The sequence below is a fragment of the Bradyrhizobium sp. LCT2 genome (genome assembly GCF_009931255.1).
Lineage (GTDB): Bacteria > Pseudomonadota > Alphaproteobacteria > Rhizobiales > Xanthobacteraceae > Bradyrhizobium > Bradyrhizobium diazoefficiens.
Window position 1 is genome coordinate 6903022 of sequence record NZ_CP034432.1, and the last position, 21383, is coordinate 6924404.

The window sequence follows — 21383 nt, forward strand, 5'->3', positions numbered from 1 at the left end:
GTCGATCAGCTGCCGGACGCCGCGCGGTCGATGAACAGGCTGCCCTTGGTGACGATTTGCTCGCCGGGTTGCAGGTTGCTCGTGACTTCGACGAGGTTGCCGTTGATCAGGCCGATCTTGATCTGGCGCAGCTCGACCGACTTGTCTTCGCGCGCCACCCAGATGCGAACCTTGTCGGCTTCATAGATCAACGCCTGTTTCGGCACCGCAGGTGCCGCGCGGTCGCCGGCCGAATAGATCGTGACGTTGGCGAACATTTCCGGCTTGAGCACGCCGTCCTTGTTGTCGATGGTGGCGCGAACCAGCAGACGGCGGGTGCTGGGATCGATCGCGGCGGCGACGTAGTTGATCTTGGCGGTCAGCGGCCGGCCCGGCAGCGCTATCACGTTGACGGTGATGTCCTGCCCGATGCACACCGCGGCCGCATCGCTCTCGCGCACGAAGGCGGTGAGCCAGACCGTGGAAAGGTCGCCGATCACGAAGACCGGATCGCTGGCGCCGGAATTGACGTACTGGCCCGGGCCGATCTTGCGCTGCACGACCGTGCCGGAGATCGGCGAGTAGATCGTGATCTCCCGATCGATGACACCCTTGTCCTGGAACGCCTTGATGGTCTCGTCGGTGAAGCCGAGAATCCGCAGCTTGTTGCGTGCGGCTTCCAGCGCCGTCGCCGAGGAGCGCATGTCGTTCTGCGCCTGGACCTGGGTGGCTTCCGCCTGCTGATAGTCCTTCAGCGGAATGGCGTGGCCCTCATAGAGATCCTTGGCCCGCTTGAACTGGATGTCGGCTAGATCGATCGCCGACTTCGCCTTGTTCTGCGAGGTCATCGCCGCGATGAAATCGTTCTGGGCCTGCACGGTGTCGGCGGCCTCGATCGTGAACAGCGGTTGACCTTGCTTCAGCATCTCGCCGGGCTTGGCGAGCAGCTTGGTGACCCGGCCCGCATAGGGCGAGAACACCGGCGTCGAGCGGTCCTCGTCGACCGCGACCTTGCCCTCGGTGACATATTCGGCCCGGAAGGTCTTGGCCTTGACCGGCTCGATCGTCAGGGTCGCCCATTCGGACGGGGTCGGCGTGAAATTCTGCGCATTCCTGCGCGACTGGCTGGAGACCTCGGAATGACTTTTTTCCTTGGTCCCCGCATAGAGAAAGCCGTAGGCACCGGCGCCGGCGAGTGCCAGTAAAACTACGGATGAGATCACCCGCTGTTTTGTAAGCACCTGCAATCGCTTGGTATTTTCAACTACCATGGGGCCCGGTCATGTCTGCGACGATCTCGGCAAATAATTGCCTCATCGGTCGCGCTAATAGTGCCGAATTCAGATTTCAAACAACCTAAAAAACGCCCGGCACCTTTCCGTTTGCGTTAAAATTTTGCGACGCGTCAGCTCCAAGTAAGCCAAGTAAGCTCAGTGTCAGCTTCTCACCGGCCACTGTGCCGGATGACTGCCGAGCGGCATCGCCGGACGGCTCCATTGCGCCGGCGTTCTCGACAGCAGCGCCGAATGGCGCACCGCTTTCAACGTGCCGAAGCCAGATGGCATGCTCTCGATGAACGCTGCATGTACAGCCTCGCCCGTAAGATCCGGGGTGTCCAGTCCGCCGTCGAGCCGGCCGAGATTCCACAACCAGCGGCCGGTCTGCGCCAGCGACACGCGCACGTGCCAGCTGCCGCCTTCGCGGGCCTGGCGCGCCCTGGCCATCATCGCGCCGAACGCCATGAGATAGCCGGTGGCGTGATCGAGTATCTGTGCCGGCAATTCCTTGGGACCGTCGATGCCGGCGGCCTTCCCCTCGGCATGGTTGAAGCCGGTGGTGGTTTGCACCAGAGAGTCGAAGCCGCGCCGCTCGGCCCAGGGTCCGGCATGACCGTAGGCTGACAAAGTCACGTAGACGATGCCGGGATTGATCTTCGCTGCCTCCTCGGGCGAGAAACCCAGAGCTGCGAGCGCGTGCGGGCGATAGCCTTGCGAGAAGATGTCGACATCCTTCAACAGCGCACGCATCTGCGCCCTGCCCGCCTCGCTCTTCAGCTCGATGAAGGTGGTGAGCTTGCCGCGGCCGGTGTCGATGGTGAGCCAGGGAATGGCGGGCAACTCAGGCCCCGAGACCAGGAGCACATCCGCACCGTGCGCGGCGAGCGTGCGGCCGGCGACGGGGCCCGCGATGACGCGGGAGAGATCAAGCACGCGGAGGCCGGCGAGCGGGCGATCGCCTTCAGGCCACGGCTTTGGCGGGGCCTCGCCGATCTTCTCGATCGAGATCAACGGCAGTTCGGCGAGCGCACATGCCTGCGGCAGTGCGGACCACTCGTCGTGAGAGCGCATCAGGGCAACGACGCCGCCGGCAGCGTAGGCCGCGGTTTCGAAATCCTCGCCCTTCCACCGCATCAAAGCGGCCTGCACCTTCTCGCGCTCCGCCTCGCAAGCCAGCACCTTGCAGACCGCGTCGCGATGATGCGGAAAGTCGGTGTGGCAGCGGACGAAGCGGCCATCGCCTGTGCTGTAGACGCCGGCGATGGCGTCCCTGGCCGGTGGCGGCGGCTTGTCGTCGAGCCGCAAATAGCGCTCGGAACGGCATTCGGCCACGGCATGGCGCATGTCGACATGGACGTCCTGCACCTCGCCGCTGCGCAATCGCGTGATTTCGGCGGCAGCAAGGCCCGCGGCAGCGATTGTGGTTTGGCCGGCGACAGCGACACGAAACGAGGACGGGATCTGCGGCTCTTCGCCGGTCAGTCGCACGCGTGCAAGCGCGGCCTTATCGCCGCCGGCGGAGGTCCAGATGCCCTCGAGAATATCGGCAGGGCTTTGCATGGCCGCTTCTCTCCCTTTCGGGTTGTTGTTTTGCGTACGATCCTTCCGGAAAACCGCTGCGCACTTTTCCGGATCATGCTGTACTTTTCGCGACCATGTCATGATCGCAGAAAGGAATGCAATGGCCGCCATCGATCCCCTTACCGCCGGCGCCGTGTTCATCGCAACGGCGGCCACCGACGCGGTCTATGTCATGTTCACCTCCGCCGTGATCGCGCGCAAGCGCGTGCCAGCGGCGAACTGGAGCGCGGTCTGGTACCTGCTCTCGTCCTACGCGGTGATCAGCTACACCGAAAACGCCTTCTATGTCGCTTTCGCGGCGCTCGGCTCCTGGGCCGGCGCCTACGTCTCGCTGACTTACTTGCACCGCCCGCCCGGCGGCCCGCCGGTGGGGGCGGCACCGGAGTGAGGTCGTCGCCGCAGGCGAAGCAACTAACCACACGCTCGGTGTCGTCCTGGCGAAAGCCAGGACCCATTACCCCGGTCGAATGTTGTTACAGCACGTCTTGGCCACAACATCGCACAGCAGCGCAAGTTCGTGGTAATGGGTCCTGGCTTTCGCCAGGACGACATTGGAGGAGGCACTGCGCTTCGTTCGCGACGACGGCGCGCGACCAACAACAAGGAAGACAAAACAATGGATCTCGGTCTCAAGGGAAAGAACGCCATCGTGCTCGGCGGCACGCGCGGCATCGGGCGGGCGATTGCGGCGACGCTGGCCGGCGAAGGCGCCAATGTCGCGGTGTGCGCGCGCAATGCGGATCAGGTTGCCGCCACCGTCACCGAGCTGAAGACGAGCGGCATCCGCGCCACCGGCAGCTCGGTCGACGTCACCGACGGCGCGGCGTTGAAGTCCTGGATCGAGGGCGCTGCAAAGGAGCTCGGCGGCATCGACATGCTGTTCTCCAATGCCGGCGCGATGGCGCAAGGTCAGGATGCAGCGTCCTGGGAGCAGAACTTCCGGCTCGACGTGCTCGGCGCCGTGCATGCGTTCGATGCCGCGCGACCGTTCCTCGAGGCGAGCGGCGAGACAAGCGGCGACGCAGCCTTCGTCATCATCGCCTCGATCTCGGCGGCACAGGCCGATCTCGCGAGCTCCTACGGCCCGATCAAGGCGGCGCTGATCCACATGGCCAAGGGGCTGGCGCGGCAATATGCGAAGAAGAAGATCCGCGTCAACGTGGTCTCGCCCGGCACCGTCTATTTCAAGGGCGGCGTCTGGAACACGATCGAGCAGAACATGCCCGAGCGCTACAAGGATGCGATGAAGCGCAACCCTACCGGCCGCATGGCAACGCCGCAGGAGATCGCAAGCGCGGCGGTGTTTCTGGCCAGCCCGGTGTCGGGGTTCACCACGGGATCGAATCTGGTCGTGGACGGGGCGATCTCGAACCGGGTGAATTTTTGAGGGGCACGCTGTCATCGCCTGCGAAGGCGGGCGGTCCAGTATTCCAGAGACAGTGCGGCTAGAACCGAGAGGCCGCGGCGTACTGGATACCCCGCCTTTGCGGGGTATGACGACTGAGAGTGAGGCGCGATCGCTTCAACAAACTCGTCATTGCGAGCGCAGCGAAGCAATCCAGAATCTTTCCGCGGCAACAGTCTGGATTGCTTCGCTATGCTCGCAATGACGGCGTGGCAGCATCCCGCGCGACAACCTCAATGAAAATCCCGCGACGGCGGCAGGATGCGGACGTTGCGGGGGTGGCGGATTTTCTGTGCCGGGGCATCCGCGTGGTCGCGGCGATCGTCGTTGAGCGGCTCGATCAGGGCGGCGCCTGATGGCACCGGATGCCTGCGGGTCAAGGCATCGTTGGCCAGTCCAATCAGATCGTGCGAGCGGTCGACCATGCGCTGGGCGATGAGATGCGTCACCTTCTCGGGGCTGCTCTGGATATAGCCCTCGACCAGGATGAGGCGCGCGCCCATCACCTCCTTGCGGTACTGCTCCATGATCTTGGGCCACACCACGACATTGGCGATGCCGGTTTCGTCCTCCAGCGTCATGAACACGACGCCGCTGGCGCTGCCCGGCCGCTGCCGGACCAGCACCACGCCGGCGCAGCGGACGCGCCGCCGCTCGTTCTGATGATTGACGTCCTTGCAGGCGACGGCGCGCTCGCGCGAAAACATCTCGCGCAGGAATTCCATCGGGTGGCCCTTCAGCGATAGCCGGATGGTCTGGTAGTCCGCGACCACCTGCTCGGGGCGCGGCATCAAGGGCAATGGCTTTGCATGCTCGTCGGGCTGCTCACGGGCGGTGGCGGCCTCGAACAGCGGCAACGGCACGTCATCTGGCAGCCGCCGCACCTGCCACAGCGCCTCGCGGCGATCGAGCCCGAGCGAACGGAAGGCATCGGCATCGGCGAGCAGGATCAGCGCGCGCTTGGGCAGGCCGGTGTCGCGGGCGAAATCTTCGAGCGAGGTGAAGGGACGGCGGTTGCGGGCGGCGACGATGCGGTCGGCCCAGTCTAACGCTCCGCCGTCATTCCGGGGCGCGCCTCTTGGCGCGAGCCCGGAATCCATACTCCCGATCGTGGTTATGGATTCCGGGCTCGACGCTGACGCGTCGCCCCGGAATGACAGCTGGGAGTGTTTCAGGCGCTCCTCATCCTCGTCCAACCAATGAAAACCGTCGATCTGGCGGAAGCCGAGGCGTACCGCGCGGTATTTGCCGCTCCCCTGCTCCAGCGTGTTCTGCGCAAAGCTGTAGGACACGTCGATGTCGCGCACCTCGACGCCGTTCTTGCGGGCATCGCCCACGATCTGCGCCGGCGCGTAAAAGCCCATCGGCTGCGAGTTCAAGAGGCCGCAGCAGAACGCATCGGGATGATGATATTTCAGCCATGACGAAATGTAGACGAGCTGCGCAAAACTCGCGGCGTGGCTCTCCGGAAAACCGTAGGAACCAAAACCCTTGATCTGGTCGAAGCAGCTTCTGGCGAAGTTGGGATCGTAGCCGCGCGCGACCATGTTGCCGATCAGCTTCTCCTCGTATTGGCCGATCGTGCCGACATTGCGAAAGGTCGCCATCGAGCGGCGCAGGCCGTTGGCCTCCTCGGAGGTGAATTTGGCCGCCTCGATCGCGATGCGCATTGCCTGCTCCTGGAACAGCGGCACGCCCTTCGTCTTGTGCAGCACCTTGTAGAGCTCGTCCGCGGGACCATGCTCGGGCGATGGCGAGGGATAGTTCACCTTCTCCTGGCCGTTCCGTCGTCGCAAATACGGATGCACCATGTCGCCCTGGATCGGCCCCGGCCGGACGATCGCGACCTCGATCACCAGGTCGTAGAAGGTCCGCGGCTTCAGGCGCGGCAGCATGTTCATCTGGGCGCGGCTCTCGACCTGGAACACGCCGAGCGACTCCCCGTCACACAGCATGTCGTAGACTTTCGGATCGTCCTGCGGAACGCTCGCCAGAACCCAGCGCTCGCCCTTATGGTCCGCGATCAGATCAAAACATTTGCGGATGCAGGTCAGCATGCCCAGTGCAAGCACGTCGACCTTCATCATGTTGAGCGCGTCGACGTCGTCCTTGTCCCATTCGATGAAGGTGCGGTCGTCCATCGCGGCGTTGCCGATCGGCACATAGGTGTCGAGCCGGTCCTGGGTGAGCACATAGCCGCCGACATGCTGGGAGAGATGGCGCGGGAATTCGATCAGCTCGGTCGCAAGCTCGACCGCGAGGTTGATCATGGGGTTTTGCGGATCGAGCCCGGCCTGCTTCACCTGCATGTCGTTGAGGCCACTGCCCCAGCTTCCCCAGACGGTGTCGGCGAGCGCGGCGGTGACGTCCTCGGTCAGGCCCAGCGCCTTGCCGACGTCGCGGATGGCGCTGCGCGGACGATAATGGATGATCGTGGCGATGATCGCGGCGCGGTGACGGCCATAGCGGCGATAGACATATTGCATCACCTCCTCGCGCCGCGAATGCTCGAAATCGACGTCGATGTCGGGCGGCTCCAGCCGCTCCTTGGAGATGAAGCGCTCGAACAAGAGATCGACCTTGGTCGGGTCGACCGAGGTGATGCCGAGCACGTAGCAGACCGCCGAATTCGCCGCCGAGCCGCGGCCCTGACACAAAATGTTCTGGCTGCGCGCATAATGGACGATGTCGTGCACGGTGAGGAAGTAGTGCGCGTATTTCAGCTCGGCGATCAGCGCGAGCTCTTTCTTGAGTGTCGCACGCAGCTTGTCATCGATCTTGCCGGCGAAATATTTATCGACGCCCGCCCAGGTCAGGTCCTCCAGATGCCCTTGCGCGGTCTTGCCCGGCGGCACCGGCTCGTCCGGGTATTGATATCTAAGCTGGTCGAGCGAGAAGTCGATCTTGTTGGCAAAGCGCATGGTCTCCGCGATCGCGTCGGGGAAGTCACGGAACAGCCGCGACATTTCGCGCGGAGTTTTGAGAAAGCGCTCGGCATTGGCCTCGAGCTTTCGTCCGACCGCCTCGATCGTGGTCTTTTCCCGGATGCAGGTGAGCACGTCCTGGAGGGGACGGCGCGCAGGATCGTGATAGAGCACCTCGTTGGTCGCGAGCAACTGCACCTTTGCCGTCGTCGCGAGATCGTCGAGCCGCGCCAGGCGGCGTCGGTCATCGCCGCGATAGACCAGGCTCGCCGCCAGCCACACGCCCTCGGCGCGGGTCGCTTTGAGCTTTGCAAGGACATCCAGCGCCTGCGCCGGCTCGAAGCGATGCGGCAGGGTCAAGACCAGGAGCTGGCCTTCCGAAAACGCGAGGAGATCGGAGAGGGTGAGACGGCATTCGCCCTTCTCGATCCGCGTGACGTCGTCGCCGCGCTTGCCCCGGGTCAGGAGCTGGCAGAGCCGGCCATAGGCCGCACGGTCGCGCGGATAGACAAGAATGTCGGGCGTGCCGTCGATGAAGACGATGCGCGCGCCGATCAGCAGTTTTGGCTTGTGCAGCACCTTGTCATTGTCGAGCTCCTTGTAGGCCCGCACCACGCCGGCCAGCGTGTTGTGATCGGCAATGCCGATCACGGGAATGCCGAGGATGCTCGCCTGATGCACATAGGCCCGCGGATCCGAACCGCCCCGCAGGAAGGAGAAATTGGTAGTGATGCCGATCTCGGCATAAGCAGGCGTGTTCATGCGAAGAGACCGTGCACATACCAGTTGGGAGGAGCGGGCTTGCCGTCGGCGTCGAACACCTCCCCCTCGTAAAGACCGTCGCGAAAAATCCAGAAGCGCAGGCCTTCGGCATCCTCGATGCGGAAATAATCCCGCGTCAACTGCTTGCCGTCCTGACGCCACCATTCCATCGCGATGCGCTCGGGCCCTTCCACCCGCACCACCGCGTGTTTCGCGCGCCGCCAGGTGAATTGATGCGGCGGACCATCCGGCACGGTCGCGAACGGCACTGTGACCGGCTCCGGCTTGTCGAACAGCCGCAGGGGGCGCAGCGGCGGCTCGCCCTCGGCGCGCGCCGGCCATTCGGCCTGCATGGCGGCGGCAAGGTGATGCTGCGCCGGCGCGGCCAGCACCGCACATTCAGGGACATGCGTGTCCTGCGGCAAGTGCACGACGACGCGCTTTCCGCCGATCCGCGCCGCGATGCGGTCGATCAGCGCGGCGAGCTCGTCATTGTCGTGGACATGGGCGTCGAGATCGCGCTGCTCCTGCACCACGATCTCGGTGCGGCTCGCCGACAGCCGCACCATGTCGAAGCCGAAGCCGGGATCGAGGGGATCGGCGAGCGCATCGAGCCGCTCGCGGAACAGGCGGTCGATGACGGCGCTTCGCGTCACCGGCCGTCCGGTCTCGACCATGATCGCGCGCACCACGCCGTCGGTGCGGAAGAAGGCGGCTTCCAGCCGCCGCGCGCCCTTGCCCTGCTTCTCCATGGACGCGATCAACGTGTCGGCGAGCCGCGACAGCGTCATCGCGATCATCGTGTCGGTCGCGATCGGCTCGGCAAAGCGCTTCTCTACGATGTAGTCAGGCAGCGGCTTTCGCGGATTGATCGGCGCATCGCCCTGCCCCAGCGCATGCGCGAGCAGCGTGGAGAACCGCGCGCCGAACCGCGCCGTGATCTCGTGGGCGCCGCGCGATGCGACATCGCCGATGGTCTTCAGGCCGGCACGGCGCAGGCCGGTGGTGATGGCCTCGCCCGCGCCGAGCGCGGACACCGGCAGCCGGCTGATCGCCTCCGCCTCCCCGCCATCGACGACGATGGTGCCTGTGACCTGGCGCGTCAGCGTCCGCGCGCAGACCGAGGTGCCGGCAATCGCCGCGCTGACGGCAAAGCCTTGTCGGCCGAGCGCGCGAATGAGCGTCTGCAACAGCGCGGCTTCGCCGCCGAACAGATGCGCGCAGCCGGTGATATCAAGGAACAGCCCGTGCGGCGGATCGAGCGCCACCAGCGGCGTGAAACGGTCGCACCAGTCGGCGATGTCGCTCAGCGTCTTCGCATCGGCGACGACATCGGCATCGAACACCCGCAAGTCCGGGCACATCGCCCGCGCATTGGCCAGGGGCTGGCCGATATGCAGGCCCAGCCGCGACGCCGCATCGTCAAGCGCATGGATCACCAGCGCATTGGTCTCTTTGATGACGACGATGCTGGGCTCGTCTTTTTGTTTTGACGCGTTTTCTTCACGCGAACCGGTACCCACTTCGCTCGAAAACGCTTTGGTCTTACCCAGCCCGCCGTTGAAGAATCGCTGGATCCGGTCGATGGGCAGGCGCGGCAGCCACAAGCTGAGAATACGTCGACGGTTCACTGAACTGGCACTCATCACATTTCCATTCCATGATCCACCGGCCGCACGGGCCATGACGATTGCGCAACAGCTCGGCATCGAAGCGCGGCGCGCCCCAGGCATTCCACATCGTGCCCGGCGGCGAATGCGCCGCGCGCAGCATCCATCTGGTCTCGGCAGTCGAGGGCAGCGGCTGCGCGGCCATCCGCAACAGCAGGCCGGTGACGCCGGAGCCTTGCGCGGCCAGCGTCAGCTTGCGGCTCGCCACGAGATCGAATTGCCGCGTCTCGCCCCAGAGCTCGAGCACGACCGCGCCGAGCGCATCGCAGGCCAGTGCATCGGCCGAAGTGCGCAGCGCACCCTCCACATCGGCCGCGCGCACCATCACCACGCGGCGCGGGTCGAGGCCGAGCTCGGCGAGCCCGCTCATCGACAGCGCGCCGGCTTCCAGTTCCGAAAAATCCTGCCGCACCCACAACAGCGGCCGGCGCGCGGTCACGCGTCCCGCAACGCCCATGACAAACCCGGTCGCGGCGGCGCCCTGGCGCCCCTCGCAAAACACCTCGTGGATCGCCGCGCGCGCGAGCCCGCCCTTCAGCGCGCTGTCGACCTCGCCGTGGCCAAGCGCGACGCGATCATGCTGATGCACGACCTCCGCCGTCTCGATGCGCTCGATCTGGCTGCGCAAGGTCGCAAGCGCGCTTGTGCGTGCGCCGCTCATATACGCCGCTCCTTCAGAGGTGATTGCCGGTGGCTCTCAAAAAGAGAACCAGCGGCTGGCTCATTTGTTCATGATATGTTCTAATATAAAGCTAACGGCGCCCCTGGAGTCAATCGAATTGGCGCGCCCATGGATTCATGAGCGGAATCAAGAGGATTCGAGTGCCATGTACCTCGTCACCCTGGACAGCGAGACCGATTTCGACGGCTGGCGTAAAGCCGCACGCGCATTCGCGCTGCACCACGTCGCCCCGGCGGACGTGGTGTGGCACGTGCAAGGCCAGACGAAAGACCAGATGCCGCCCGGCCTGTCCGAAGCGCCGAGCCTTCCGCCGATCGAGACCGAGAGCACGTTCACCGTGCCGGCCAATTTCATCGAGCTTGCCCGCATCGCGATCCTGCATCGCGAGGGCGAGCGATTTGCGCTGCTCTATCGCCTGCTCTGGCGGTTGAAGGCCGATCACGACCTGCTCGTAACGATGAGCGATCCCGACGTGGCGCAGGCAACCGCGATGGCTGGCAGCGTGCAGCGCGATGCACAGCGGATGCGCGATCTCGTCCGCTTCCGCGAGATCGGGCGCGAGCAGAAGGCGCATTACGCCGCCTGGTTCGAGCCGGAGCATCACATCGTCGCATTCGCCGCGCCGTTCTTTGCGCGTCGTTTTGCCGACATGCCCTGGTCGATCCTCACGCCTGACGTTTGTGCCCATTGGAATGGTCACGCGATCTCCTTCACGCCCGGAATCAGCCGGACGGAGTGGCCGGCACCAGGCCGCCTGGAGGAAACCTGGCGGCGCCATTTCCAGCCCGGCCGGCTGATGACGACCGACGCGCCGGTGAAGCGCCGGAGGAACCTCCAGGACGCATCGGTACTTGGATCGATACTTGGACCCCTGCTCGCCGATGCCGAACGCTGGACCGGCGGACGGATCTCCCCACGTCCGGAAGCCATCATGGGACACAAAGCCGCCGCCAACGATCTCGAAGAGCTCCGCGAGGAGGCCGCGCATTGCCGTGCCTGCCCGCTCTACAAGGACGCGACGCAAATCGTGTTCGGCGAAGGCCCGAAAGACGCCACCATCATGCTGGTCGGCGAGCAGCCCGGCGACAAGGAAGACCTCGCCGGCCATCCCTTCGTCGGACCGGCCGGGCAGATGCTCGACCGCGCGCTGGAGGAAGCCGGCGTCGACCGCAAGAAGGTCTATGTCACCAATGCGGTGAAGCACTTCAAATTCGTGCCGCGCGGAAAGATCCGCCTGCACCAGAAGCCGGCAACACCGGAAATCAAAGCGTGCCGGCCATGGTATGAGCGGGAAGTTGCGGCAATCCAGCCCGAGCTCATCGTCGCGATGGGCGCCACCGCCGCGCAAAGCGTATTCGGCAAGATCACCCCAATCGGCAAGACCCGCGGCCGGCTCATCGACCTTCCCGACGGCCGCAAGGCGCTGGTGACGGTGCACCCGTCCTATCTGCTGCGACTGCCCGACCCGGAAGCCAAAGTGCTGGAATATCAGCGCTTTGTCGAAGACCTGAAGATCGCCGCCAGCCTGCAGAGGAAATCCGCGCGCGCCGCCTAAATACGGGCGGGAAAACGCCTTTCAACCACCGCTTGTCATCCAGCCTTCAAATCCATCGCGGACAATACCCTTACCTGAAAGTTAAGGGGCGTCCAGACATGACCGATGTAGCATTCGACCGCGCGGTAGCCGATCCCGCGCCGATCCAGCCGGCCTCGCGGCCAAATCTCGACAAGGGCTTCAATCCGCTGACGATGATCCTGTTCTTCGGCATCCTCGCCGCGGGTCTGCTGTTCGTCGCCTACAGCATCTATGCCGACGTCAACGCGACCGGCACGCGGGTCACGACCTTCTTGCCCTACATCCTCTTGTTCGTTGCGCTGCTGATCGCGCTCGGCTTCGAGTTCGTCAACGGCTTCCACGACACCGCCAATGCGGTGGCGACCGTGATCTACACCCATTCGCTCCCGGCTGAAGTCGCCGTGATGTGGTCGGGCTTCTTCAACTTCCTCGGCGTGCTGCTGTCCTCCGGCGCGGTCGCCTTCGGCATCGTCTCGCTGCTGCCGGTCGAGCTGATCCTCCAGGTCGGCTCCAGCGCCGGCTTCGCAATGGTGTTCGCGCTGCTGATCGCCGCGATCCTGTGGAATCTCGGCACCTGGTATTTCGGCCTGCCCGCCTCGTCCTCGCACACGCTGATCGGCTCCATCATCGGCGTCGGCATCGCCAACGCCGTGATGCGCGGCCGCGACGGCACCTCGGGCGTGGACTGGAGCAAGGCTACCGAGATCGGCTACGCGCTGCTGCTGTCGCCGCTGGTCGGCTTCGCCTGCGCCGCCGTGCTGCTGCTGGTGCTCAAGTTCATCGTGCGCAACCCGGCTCTGTACGCCGCGCCCGAAGGCAACAAGGCGCCGCCGCTCTGGATCCGCGGCCTTTTGATCCTGACCTGCACCGGCGTCAGCTTCGCGCACGGCTCGAACGACGGCCAGAAGGGCATGGGCCTGATCATGCTGATCCTGATCGGCACCGTGCCGACCGCTTACGCGCTCAACCGCGCTCTGCCGGAATCCCAGGTCGCCCAGTTCCAGAAGACCTCGGAGGCCGCCGCCAGGGTGATCTCGGCCAAGGGCGCCGGGCACAGCATCATCGGCGATCCCCGTCCGGCGGTGACGCAGTACATCGCACTGCACCAGATCAACGAGGGCACCTATCCCTCGCTCGCCGTGCTGGTGAAGGATGTCGGCGACCAGGTCGCCAAATACGGCACGCTGAACAAGGTGCCGGCGGAAGCCGTCGGCAACACCCGCAACGACATGTACCTGACCTCGGAAGCGATCCGCTTCCTGATGAAGGACAAGGAGAACGATCTCAACAAGGACGAGGTCGCGACCCTGAACGCCTACAAGGGCTCGCTCGACGCCGCCACGAAGTTCATCCCGAACTGGGTGAAGATCGCGGTCGCCATCGCGCTCGGCCTCGGCACCATGATCGGCTGGAAGCGCATCGTCGTCACGGTCGGTGAGAAGATCGGCAAGACCCATCTCACCTACGCACAGGGCGCCTCCGCCGAGCTCGTCGCCGCCGCCACGATCGGTGCCGCCGACGTGTTCGGCCTGCCGGTCTCGACCACCCACGTGCTGTCGTCCGGCGTCGCCGGCACCATGGCCGCGAACGGCTCGGGCCTGCAGATGGCGACTATCCGCAACCTGCTGATGGCCTGGGTGCTGACGCTGCCCTGCGCGATCATGCTGTCGGCCACGCTCTACGTGATCTTCTCGCGAATCTTCTGAAGACCTCTCCTCTCCCTCTCCCCGTTCTTGCGGGGAGAGGGTTGGGGTGAGGGGCTGCCTCCGCGATCACGGTGAGAGACGGACTCGCGGAGAGTCCCCCTCACCCGGATTTTACGCTTCGCGAAAAATCCGACCTCGCCCCGCAAGCGGGGCGAGGTGAAGGACGCCGCGCCTACGACGCTGCGAGCGACTCCTCGACCAGCTTGACCCAGTAGGACGTGCCGAACACGATCGCCTCGTCGTTGAAATTGTAGGCGGGGTGATGCAGGCCGGCACTGTCGCCGTTGCCGCAGAAGATGAAGGCGCCGGGGCGCGCTTCCAGCATATAGGCAAAATCCTCACCACCCATCAGCGGCGGCATCTCGTGCACATTGGCTTCGCCCGCGACCTGCCTTGCGATACGCCGCGCCACCTCGGTCTCCGCGGCGTGGTTGTTCACGACGGGATAGTTGCGCTTGTAGTGCAGGTCGATCTTCGCGCCGGTGATCTGCGCCACGCCCGCCACCACTTCGTGCACGCGCTTCTCGACCAGCTTGCGCACGTCCGGCGACAGCGTGCGGATGGTGCCCCTCAGCGTCGCGGTCTGCGGAATGACGTTGCGGGCGTTGCCGGCGTGGAATTCGCAGATCGAGATCACGGCCGATTCCAGCGGATCGACGCTGCGCGCCACGATTGACTGCAACGCGGTGATCACCTGCGCGCCGACCAGCACGGAATCGATGCATTTGTGCGGACGTGCGGCATGGCCGCCGAGGCCCTCGATCATGATATCGACCTCGTCGGTCGCCGCCATGATCGGGCCCGGCCGGATCGCGAACGAGCCGATCGGGATGCCCGGGCCGTTATGCATGCCGTAGACCTGCTCGATGCCGAAGCGCTCCATCAGCCCGTCCTTGACCATGGCCGCGCCGCCGGCACCGCCCTCCTCGGCCGGCTGGAAGATCACGACAGCATCGCCGGCAAAATTGCGGGTCTCGGCGAGGTAGCGGGCCGCCCCAAGCAGCATCGCGGTGTGGCCGTCATGGCCGCAGGCGTGCATCTTGCCCGGATTCTTCGAGGCGTAAGACAGGTTGGTCTGCTCCTCGACCGGCAGCGCGTCCATGTCGGCGCGCAGGCCGATGGTCTTGAGCCCTTCGCCGGCTGGCTTGTTGCCCTTGATCACGCCGACCACGCCGGTCTGGCCGAGGCCGGTCACGACCTCATCGCAGCCGAATTCACGCAAACGGTCCGCGACGAATGCTGCGGTGCGGTGAACGTCATACAGCAATTCGGGATGCTGGTGGATGTCCCGGCGCCAGGCCTGAATATCGGGTTGAAGGTCGGCGACGCGGTTCACGATGGGCATGGATGGTCTCAAGCTTTGTTGGGAATACAGGACTGTCTACCATGCAAGCCGCAGTCCACCTAACCGCCGCGGATCGGGGGGAGCCCTGCCCTCTCGTCATGGCCGGACTTGTCCCGAACCGCTGCGTCTGCCTATTAGGACGGAACATCAAGTGACCATCCGGGTGGAAGCAGAATGCCAAGGCGGCTCGAAGGTGAGTTTGACTACATTGTCGTCGGGGCAGGCACGGCAGGATGCATTCTCGCCAACCGCCTATCGGCCGATCCGAAAAATCGCGTCCTCATTCTCGAAGCCGGCGGCGACGACGACTGGATCTGGTTCCACATTCCGGTCGGCTACCTCTTCGCGATCGGCAATCCGCGCTCGGACTGGATGTTCAAGACCGAGGCCGAGCCGGGCCTGAACGGCCGCGCGCTGGCCTATCCCCGCGGCAAGGTGATCGGCGGCTGCTCGGCGATCAACGCCATGATCTCGATGCGCGGACAGGCCGCCGATTACGACCATTGGCGCCAGCTGGGCATGACCGGCTGGGGCTATGACGACGTGCTGCCGCTGTTCAAGCGGATCGAGGATCACTTCCTGGGCGCGAGCGAGCATCACGGCGTCGGCGGGGGCTGGCGCATCGAGGCGCCGCGGCTGTCGTGGGAGGTTCTCGATGCCGTCGGCGATGCCGCAGAAGAAATGGGCATCAAGCGCATCCCGGATTTCAACACCGGCGACAACGAAGGCACCAGTTATTTCCACGTCAACCAGAAGCGCGGCCGGCGCTGGTCCTCGGCGCGCGGCTTCCTCAAGCCCGCGCTGAACCGGCCCAACCTGCGGCTCGAGAAGCACGTGCTGGTCGACCGTCTCATCATCGAGCAGGGCCGCGCCGTCGGCGTGCGTTTCGTCCAGAACGGCGAGATCATCGAAGCGCGCGCGAAGCGCGAGGTGATCCTGTCGGCCGGCGCGATCGGCTCGGTGCAGGTGCTGCATCGCTCCGGCATCGGGCCTGCCGACTGGCTGTCGCCGCTCGGCATCGACGTGATGATGGACAAGCCCGGTGTCGGCCGCAATCTGCAGGACCATCTCCAGCAGCGCGCGATCTACAAGGTCGAGGGTGTGCGCACGCTGAACGAGACCTATTACAACCTGTTCCGCCGCGGCCTGATGGGGCTCGACTACGCCTTCCGCCGCCGCGGACCGCTGACGATGGCGCCGTCGCAACTCGGCATCTTCACGCGTTCCGATGCGACGCGCGCACGCGCCAACATCCAGTTCCACGTACAGCCGCTGTCGCTCGACAAGTTCGGCGATCCCCTGCACCGCTTCCCCGCCATCACCGTGAGCGCCTGCAACTTGCAGCCAACCTCGCGCGGCACCGTGCGGCTGCGCTCGGCGAGCCCGGACGAGAAGCCGATCATCGCGCCGAACTACCTGTCGACCGACGACGACCGCCAGGTCGGCGCCGACGCCATCCGCACCACCCGCCGCCTGATGCTGCAGAAGGCGCTGGCAAAATATCACCCGAGCGAATATCTGCCCGGCCCTTCCGTCGGCGACGACGATGCCTCGCTCGCCAAAGCCGCGGGCGATATCGGCACCACCATCTTCCATCCCGTCGGCACGGCGAAGATGGGCGCGGCGAACGATCCGATGGCGGTGGTCGACGAACGCCTCCGCTTCTACGGCCTCAGCGGCCTTCGCATCGTCGATGCCTCGATCATGCCGACGATCACGTCGGGCAATACCAACACGCCGACCGCAATGATCGCCGAGAAAGGTGCGACGATGATTTTGGAGGATGCGAAGTAAGTCAAACTTCCAGTCCTTAGGTCGGATGATTTCGTTTTTGACTTCCCACGTCATCGACCGCCCGTCGGCCTGCAGGTATGAGGGCCAGGCGCAGCGCGGACAGGCGTCTGCGCTCTCAGCGGGTGACGCAAGACGAGGAAGCAGAAAATGAATTTGAACGAGCTTGCCGATCGATATGTGGCTGTGTGGAACGAGCGGGACTCTGAAAAGCGGAAGCGACAAGTCGCGGAATTATGGATTCCGCAAGGTGAGCACTATATTGAATCGCACAACGAATTCGTGCGCGATGCGGGAAATCGCTTTCGCGCAGTGCCCGGCGCTCGCCGGGAAGGCAACGTGGTGGCATTCTATTGGGAGATGTTGCCAGCCAACGCGGATACCGTGCTGGGCAAAGGCCTGGAATTCGTTGTCGTCTCGGATGCTGGAAAGATAGTCCAGGACTACCAGTTCTATCCGGCCTGACAGGCCCGCATCGCAATGTCCGACGACACGAAGGCGGAGTGATTCATGCCCGTTTCATATGCCATCGAGTTTCAAGTTGTCCCCGGCAAGCGGGAGGAATTTCTGGAGCGCCTCTGTGAAGTCCTGGACGCGATGAAGGTCGAGACGACATATTGTGAGGCGGTCCTGCACCAGGATCCGACGTCCGAAAACCACTTCATGCTCTACGAGACGTGGGACAACCACGATGATGTCGTCAACGTGCAACTGAACCGTCCCTACCGGCACGCGTGGCATGATGCTCTCCCGAGAATACTGGCGAGTGAGCGCAAAATCGGCGTGTGGGAACCAATCAGGGCGGATCCGAAGCGCTCCCCGAAGACCAGATGACCTCGTGGAGAATCGGGCGGCGCTATCTGCGCATGAGCACGTGCTCTCTGGCGCCTGCCCGTCCCCTCTCGACAGCGACCGGCGATGCCTGATCGACAAGCTCCGACTGCATCAGGTTTGCAAGCTCGATCGTACGGTTGTCTGCCGGAAACAGCATTTCGAGGGCGAGTTCGGCCAAGGTGATGTCAGTGGCGGTGCCGAAGACGGTCACGGTATTCAGAAAGGACATGGTGCCGAGGCGCGTCGTGATACGCAGCGGGGTGGCTAGCCGCTCGGACTGCTCGAAGCCCATGCTGGTGGTCGAGTCTGACGGGGCGGGATACGCTGCGACCTCTGCGAGCAGATTTTGCAGCCAGGGATCGGCCCCGGCCTCGATCTGCTGACGCAACACACTCAAGCAATAGGCGCGCCATGCCGCGAGGTTCAGGATTCGCGGTCCCATGCCTGCCGGATGCAGCATGAGACGCATCGCGTTGATGGGTGGCTCTAGGAGTGCTTCCGAACATCCTTCATAGAGCTGGGGAAGCGCGCCATTTGAAAGCACCACGTTCCAGCGCCGATCCACTGCGAAGGCGGGAAAGGGCTTGTGCGCCTGGAGAATGCGATCCATCGCCGCCCTTGCTGCTTCGAGGCCGTCGATCGACGTCTCCTCGTACGCTGGCGCAAACCCCGCCGCGAGCAGCAATCTGTTGCGATCCCGAAGCGGAACATCGAGAAGGTCTGTCAGACGGTTGATGGTGGCCCGGCTTGGTTGCGCTTTCCCGGTTTCGAGGCATGACAAATGCCGGGTTGAGCTATTGGCCGCGAGAGCCAGATCGGTCTGCGTGAGGCGTCGCCGCTCGCGCCAACGCCTCAAGAGGATCCCGAAAGGAAGCTGGTGTGCTGTCATGGGGCCAGCCTAGCTTTGAGCCCGGCCATAGAAAATGACCTCCGAGGTCAAGATTTCCATGCTTTCCAAGTCGCGGCACCTTCCGACTTCACGAAATCGTCATCCCATCCAGGAATAAACCCCGCCCTCCCCCAATCACCTCCCCGAAGCCCAATTCCGGGCGAAGTGGAGACGTTGCGATGAGCGGACACGATCACGGGGATGACGGCGTCAACCGCCGCAAGGTGCTGGAATGCATGACCTGGGCCGGCACCGGGGTGCTCTGGACCATCACGGGCGGCGTGCCGCGCTCGCTCGGCATCATCGATTCCGCGCAAGCCGCCACCGCGGCCGCGCCCGGCATGACCTTCCTCCAGATCAGCGACAGCCATGTCGGCTTCGACAAGCCGGCCAATCCCAACGCGCTCGGCACGCTGGAGGAAGCCATCAACAAGATCAACGCGATGCCGGCCAAGCCGTCGTTCATGATCCACACCGGCGACATCACCCATCTGTCGAAGGCCGCCGAGTTCGACAATGCCGAACGCATCATCTCGCAGACCAAGCTCGACGTGCACTACGTCCCCGGCGAGCATGACTTCATCGACGAGGAGGTGAAGCTCTATCGCGAGCGCTACGGCCGCGGCACCAAGGGGCACGGCTGGTACTCCTTCGATGCCGGCGGCGTGCACTTCGTCGGCCTCGTCAACGTCGTCGACCTCAAGGCCGGCGGCCTCGGCAATCTCGGCGCCGAGCAGCTTGCCTGGCTGGAGGACGATCTCCGCGGCAAGTCGAAATCGACGCCGGTCGTGCTGTTCGCCCACATCCCGCTCTGGACCGTCTATCCGGAATGGGGCTGGGGCACCGAGGATGGCGGCCGCGCGCTCGAATACGTCAAGGGCTTCGGCTCGGTCACCGTGCTGAACGGCCACATCCACCAGGTGATGCAGAAGGTCGAAGGCAACGTCACCTTCCACACCGCGCGCTCGACCGCCTTCCCGCAGCCGGCGCCTGGGGCAGCTCCTTCGCCCGGACCGATGAAGGTCGAGGACGCAAGGCTGCGCTCGATGCTCGGCGTCGCCAGCATCAACTTCAAGCAGAACGAGCAGCGGCTCGCGATCATCGACACGCCGCTCCAGGGCTGAATCCAAGGTTGAATGGAAGCTGACAATGAAGACACTCAATCGCCGCGACTTCGGCGTCGACCTCGGTCTCGCTCTGGCCGCGGCCGTCCTGCTGCCCGCAACAACCGCCCGGGCCGACGACATGGACGTGCACATCGACAATTTCGTTTTCCAGCCGGCCGAGCTCAAGATCAAGGTCGGCGCCACCGTGACCTGGACCAACCGGGACGACATCCCGCACACGATCGTCTCGGCCGGCAAGTTCAGGTCCAAGACCCTGGACACCGACGACAAGTTCTCGTTCACCTTCACCAATGCGGGCGACTACAAATATTTTTGTTCGTTGCACCCGCACATGACGGGGATGATCAAGGTTGAGTAACGTCTCCAACCAAGGCATCAACGTCTTGCCCGGCCGGTGGTCCCACGCCGGCCGGGCTCGTGTGCGTTCCGTCACACACAGGGACGGAACGAAGCCACAGGCAGAACAAGAGGCAAAGCGAGGAGCGATGCCCGCCACCGACGATCTGCAGAAGGCGCAGCGCTTCCGCGAAGCGGCGCTGCCCTATCTCGACGACGTCTACACGCTCGCGCGCTATCTGCTGCGCGACGCCTCCGATGCCGAGGACGCGGTGCAGGAGTGCTATCTGCGCGCGCTGAAGCACTTCGACAGCTATCGCGGGCCGGCGATGAAGCCCTGGCTGTTCGCGATCCTGCGCAACGTCTGCAACGCAGAATATGCGCGTCGCGCGCACAGGCCCAGCGCGATCGAGGATACGCCCGGCGCCGCCGAGCAGACGCCGATCTGGCAGGAGACCGGGGCAAGCCCGGAAACCGAAGTGCTGCGCAGCCGCGATGCCGGCGCCATCCGCAAGCTGATCGACACGCTCGCCGAGCCGTTCAAGGAAACCTTCGTGCTGCGCGAGATCAACAACCTGTCCTATCGTGAAATCGCCGAGGCCGTCGGCGCCCCCGTCGGCACCGTGATGTCCCGCCTCGCCCGCGCCCGCGCCATGCTGCGCGCGGCCTGGACGGCGGAAGAGGAGCATCCAAGATGACCTGCGACGAGGCAAGAATCCTGCTTCACGCGCTGATCGACAACGAGCTCGATGCCGGCCACGCGCGTGAAGTCGAAGCCCATATCGCCGGCTGCCCGGCCTGCGCCGCGGAGCTTGCGGCACAACGCGAGATGCAGCGCGTGCTCGCCGACACCGATCTGCGCTACACCGCACCGGCGAGCTTGCGCGCCCGCATCGAGGCCTCGATGCCTCAGCCGCAGCGCCTGCAACCGACCCGCCGCTCCGTGTTGCGCGGCTTTGCGATGGGCTCGGCGGTCTCCGCGCTCGCCGCCTCCGGCGTCGTCGCCGTGGTGCTGCGCCAGGACGACCAGCAGCGCATCCTGTCGGAGGTCGTCTCCGCCCATCTGCGCTCGCTTCAGGCCGGCCATCTCACCGACGTGATCTCGACCGACCAGCACACCGTCAAACCCTGGTTCAACGGCAAGCTCGACGTCGCCCCGCCCGTGATCGACCTCACCGCGCAGGGTTTTACGCTGGTCGGCGGCCGGCTCGACTATATCGACGCCCGCGCCATCGGCGCCGTCGTCTACCGGCGCCGGCAGCACGTGATCAACCTGTTCGTGTCGCAGACCTCGAGCACCGAACACCGGCCGCCGAAGACCCAGACCATGCAGGGCTTCAACTGCCGCCGCTGGGGCGATCGCGGCCTGAATTTCTGGGCGGTCAGCGATCTCGGCGCCGACGAACTGGCCGAGTTCGTCGACAAGTTCGGGGCGGCGATGAAGGTGAATGTGGAGGGGTAGCGGCTCGATGATGTATCATTCCGCGATACGCGGGTAT

At 64.6% G+C, this 21383-nt stretch carries 18 protein-coding genes; 11 read left to right on the plus strand and 7 right to left on the minus strand.

The window, feature by feature from the left end; all coding sequences use genetic code 11:
* Window positions 1-5: 5 nt before the first annotated feature.
* A complete protein-coding gene (locus tag EI171_RS32885) occupies window positions 6-1250 on the minus strand; it encodes an efflux RND transporter periplasmic adaptor subunit (RefSeq protein ID WP_028172310.1) in 1245 nt (414 codons plus the stop codon).
* 165 nt (window positions 1251-1415) lie between these two features.
* A complete protein-coding gene (locus tag EI171_RS32890; RefSeq protein WP_161535793.1) occupies window positions 1416-2816 on the minus strand; it encodes a CoA transferase in 1401 nt (466 codons plus the stop codon).
* A gap of 121 nt (window positions 2817-2937) precedes the next feature.
* Here EI171_RS32890 and EI171_RS32895 point away from each other — a divergent pair, with 121 nt between their 5' ends.
* Window positions 2938-3225, plus strand: a complete 288-nt coding sequence (locus EI171_RS32895) for a hypothetical protein (protein ID WP_028172312.1) — start codon at window positions 2938-2940, stop codon at window positions 3223-3225.
* A gap of 228 nt (window positions 3226-3453) precedes the next feature.
* Complete coding sequence (locus tag EI171_RS32900; protein WP_161535794.1) at window positions 3454-4224, plus strand: SDR family NAD(P)-dependent oxidoreductase; 771 nt, start codon at window positions 3454-3456, stop codon at window positions 4222-4224.
* A gap of 251 nt (window positions 4225-4475) precedes the next feature.
* Here EI171_RS32900 and EI171_RS32905 read toward each other — a convergent pair whose 3' ends face one another.
* The 3 genes from EI171_RS32905 to EI171_RS32915 are packed head-to-tail and all read right to left on the minus strand — an operon-like array spanning window position 4476 to window position 10259.
* Window positions 4476-7928 (minus strand): error-prone DNA polymerase, encoded by a 3453-nt coding sequence (locus EI171_RS32905; RefSeq protein ID WP_161535795.1) that lies wholly within the window; start codon window positions 7926-7928, stop codon window positions 4476-4478.
* Window positions 7925-9574 (minus strand): DNA polymerase Y family protein, encoded by a 1650-nt coding sequence (locus tag EI171_RS32910; RefSeq protein WP_161535796.1) that lies wholly within the window; start codon window positions 9572-9574, stop codon window positions 7925-7927. Before EI171_RS32910 ends, EI171_RS32905 begins: the two co-directional genes overlap by 4 nt.
* Window positions 9474-10259, minus strand: a complete 786-nt coding sequence (locus EI171_RS32915; protein WP_161535797.1) for an ImuA family protein — start codon at window positions 10257-10259, stop codon at window positions 9474-9476. Before EI171_RS32915 ends, EI171_RS32910 begins: the two co-directional genes overlap by 101 nt.
* A gap of 166 nt (window positions 10260-10425) precedes the next feature.
* On the opposite strand from EI171_RS32915, the gene EI171_RS32920 reads away from it, so the two are divergent.
* Both EI171_RS32920 and EI171_RS32925 read left to right on the plus strand, forming a co-directional pair.
* The gene (locus EI171_RS32920; protein WP_161535798.1) at window positions 10426-11835 is read left to right on the plus strand and encodes a UdgX family uracil-DNA binding protein; all 1410 of its coding nucleotides are present in this window, start codon (window positions 10426-10428) and stop codon (window positions 11833-11835) included.
* 98 nt (window positions 11836-11933) lie between these two features.
* Window positions 11934-13562: an inorganic phosphate transporter gene (locus EI171_RS32925; RefSeq protein WP_011085806.1), complete on the plus strand. Its 1629-nt coding sequence runs from the start codon at window positions 11934-11936 to the stop codon at window positions 13560-13562.
* Between the two features lie 172 nt (window positions 13563-13734).
* Here the strand turns inward: EI171_RS32925 and EI171_RS32930 are convergent, their stop codons facing one another.
* On the minus strand, window positions 13735-14907 hold the full coding sequence (locus tag EI171_RS32930) for a M20 aminoacylase family protein (protein WP_161535799.1): 1173 nt from the start codon (window positions 14905-14907) through the stop codon (window positions 13735-13737).
* Window positions 14908-15081: 174 nt separating this feature from the next.
* Between EI171_RS32930 and EI171_RS32935 the strand changes: the two genes are divergently transcribed.
* The 3 genes from EI171_RS32935 to EI171_RS32945 all read left to right on the plus strand — a co-directional run bounded on the left by EI171_RS32935 (window position 15082) and on the right by EI171_RS32945 (window position 17532).
* Entirely contained in the window at window positions 15082-16701 is a 1620-nt protein-coding gene (locus EI171_RS32935) for a GMC family oxidoreductase (protein ID WP_161535800.1), read from the plus strand.
* A gap of 147 nt (window positions 16702-16848) precedes the next feature.
* Window positions 16849-17163: a hypothetical protein gene (locus EI171_RS32940; RefSeq protein WP_161535801.1), complete on the plus strand. Its 315-nt coding sequence runs from the start codon at window positions 16849-16851 to the stop codon at window positions 17161-17163.
* 45 nt (window positions 17164-17208) lie between these two features.
* Complete coding sequence (locus EI171_RS32945) at window positions 17209-17532, plus strand: putative quinol monooxygenase (RefSeq protein WP_011085802.1); 324 nt, start codon at window positions 17209-17211, stop codon at window positions 17530-17532.
* A gap of 22 nt (window positions 17533-17554) precedes the next feature.
* On the opposite strand, the gene EI171_RS32950 is transcribed toward EI171_RS32945, so the two are convergent.
* Window positions 17555-18421, minus strand: a complete 867-nt coding sequence (locus tag EI171_RS32950) for a helix-turn-helix transcriptional regulator (RefSeq protein ID WP_161535802.1) — start codon at window positions 18419-18421, stop codon at window positions 17555-17557.
* A gap of 179 nt (window positions 18422-18600) precedes the next feature.
* Between EI171_RS32950 and EI171_RS32955 the strand changes: the two genes are divergently transcribed.
* The 4 genes from EI171_RS32955 (at window position 18601) to EI171_RS32970 (ending at window position 21346) form a co-directional block, all read left to right on the plus strand.
* Window positions 18601-19545 (plus strand): metallophosphoesterase, encoded by a 945-nt coding sequence (locus EI171_RS32955; protein ID WP_011085800.1) that lies wholly within the window; start codon window positions 18601-18603, stop codon window positions 19543-19545.
* Window positions 19546-19570: 25 nt separating this feature from the next.
* Entirely contained in the window at window positions 19571-19906 is a 336-nt protein-coding gene (locus EI171_RS32960) for a cupredoxin family copper-binding protein (RefSeq protein ID WP_011085799.1), read from the plus strand.
* Between the two features lie 127 nt (window positions 19907-20033).
* Window positions 20034-20582 carry a sigma-70 family RNA polymerase sigma factor gene (locus EI171_RS32965; protein ID WP_028172321.1) on the plus strand — a complete coding sequence of 183 codons (549 nt, stop codon included), beginning with the start codon at window positions 20034-20036 and terminating at the stop codon, window positions 20580-20582.
* Window positions 20579-21346 (plus strand): anti-sigma factor, encoded by a 768-nt coding sequence (locus EI171_RS32970; RefSeq protein WP_011085797.1) that lies wholly within the window; start codon window positions 20579-20581, stop codon window positions 21344-21346. The genes EI171_RS32965 and EI171_RS32970 overlap by 4 nt, the downstream gene beginning before the upstream one ends.
* The last annotated feature ends 37 nt before the right edge of the window (window positions 21347-21383 follow it).

Excerpts from the sequence above, each read along its gene's own strand:
- EI171_RS32885 (WP_028172310.1), bottom strand. The coding sequence starts at position 1,250 with ATGGTAGTTGAAAATACCAAGCGATTGCAGGTGCTTACAAAACAGCGG.
- EI171_RS32890 (WP_161535793.1), bottom strand. The coding sequence starts at position 2,816 with ATGCAAAGCCCTGCCGATATTCTCGAGGGCATCTGGACCTCCGCCGGC.
- EI171_RS32895 (WP_028172312.1), top strand. The coding sequence starts at position 2,938 with ATGGCCGCCATCGATCCCCTTACCGCCGGCGCCGTGTTCATCGCAACG.
- EI171_RS32900 (WP_161535794.1), top strand. The coding sequence starts at position 3,454 with ATGGATCTCGGTCTCAAGGGAAAGAACGCCATCGTGCTCGGCGGCACG.
- EI171_RS32905 (WP_161535795.1), bottom strand. The coding sequence starts at position 7,928 with ATGAACACGCCTGCTTATGCCGAGATCGGCATCACTACCAATTTCTCC.
- EI171_RS32910 (WP_161535796.1), bottom strand. The coding sequence starts at position 9,574 with ATGAGTGCCAGTTCAGTGAACCGTCGACGTATTCTCAGCTTGTGGCTG.
- EI171_RS32915 (WP_161535797.1), bottom strand. The coding sequence starts at position 10,259 with ATGAGCGGCGCACGCACAAGCGCGCTTGCGACCTTGCGCAGCCAGATC.
- EI171_RS32920 (WP_161535798.1), top strand. The coding sequence starts at position 10,426 with ATGTACCTCGTCACCCTGGACAGCGAGACCGATTTCGACGGCTGGCGT.
- EI171_RS32925 (WP_011085806.1), top strand. The coding sequence starts at position 11,934 with ATGACCGATGTAGCATTCGACCGCGCGGTAGCCGATCCCGCGCCGATC.
- EI171_RS32930 (WP_161535799.1), bottom strand. The coding sequence starts at position 14,907 with ATGCCCATCGTGAACCGCGTCGCCGACCTTCAACCCGATATTCAGGCC.
- EI171_RS32935 (WP_161535800.1), top strand. The coding sequence starts at position 15,082 with ATGCCAAGGCGGCTCGAAGGTGAGTTTGACTACATTGTCGTCGGGGCA.
- EI171_RS32940 (WP_161535801.1), top strand. The coding sequence starts at position 16,849 with ATGAATTTGAACGAGCTTGCCGATCGATATGTGGCTGTGTGGAACGAG.
- EI171_RS32945 (WP_011085802.1), top strand. The coding sequence starts at position 17,209 with ATGCCCGTTTCATATGCCATCGAGTTTCAAGTTGTCCCCGGCAAGCGG.
- EI171_RS32950 (WP_161535802.1), bottom strand. The coding sequence starts at position 18,421 with ATGACAGCACACCAGCTTCCTTTCGGGATCCTCTTGAGGCGTTGGCGC.
- EI171_RS32955 (WP_011085800.1), top strand. The coding sequence starts at position 18,601 with ATGAGCGGACACGATCACGGGGATGACGGCGTCAACCGCCGCAAGGTG.
- EI171_RS32960 (WP_011085799.1), top strand. The coding sequence starts at position 19,571 with ATGAAGACACTCAATCGCCGCGACTTCGGCGTCGACCTCGGTCTCGCT.
- EI171_RS32965 (WP_028172321.1), top strand. The coding sequence starts at position 20,034 with ATGCCCGCCACCGACGATCTGCAGAAGGCGCAGCGCTTCCGCGAAGCG.
- EI171_RS32970 (WP_011085797.1), top strand. The coding sequence starts at position 20,579 with ATGACCTGCGACGAGGCAAGAATCCTGCTTCACGCGCTGATCGACAAC.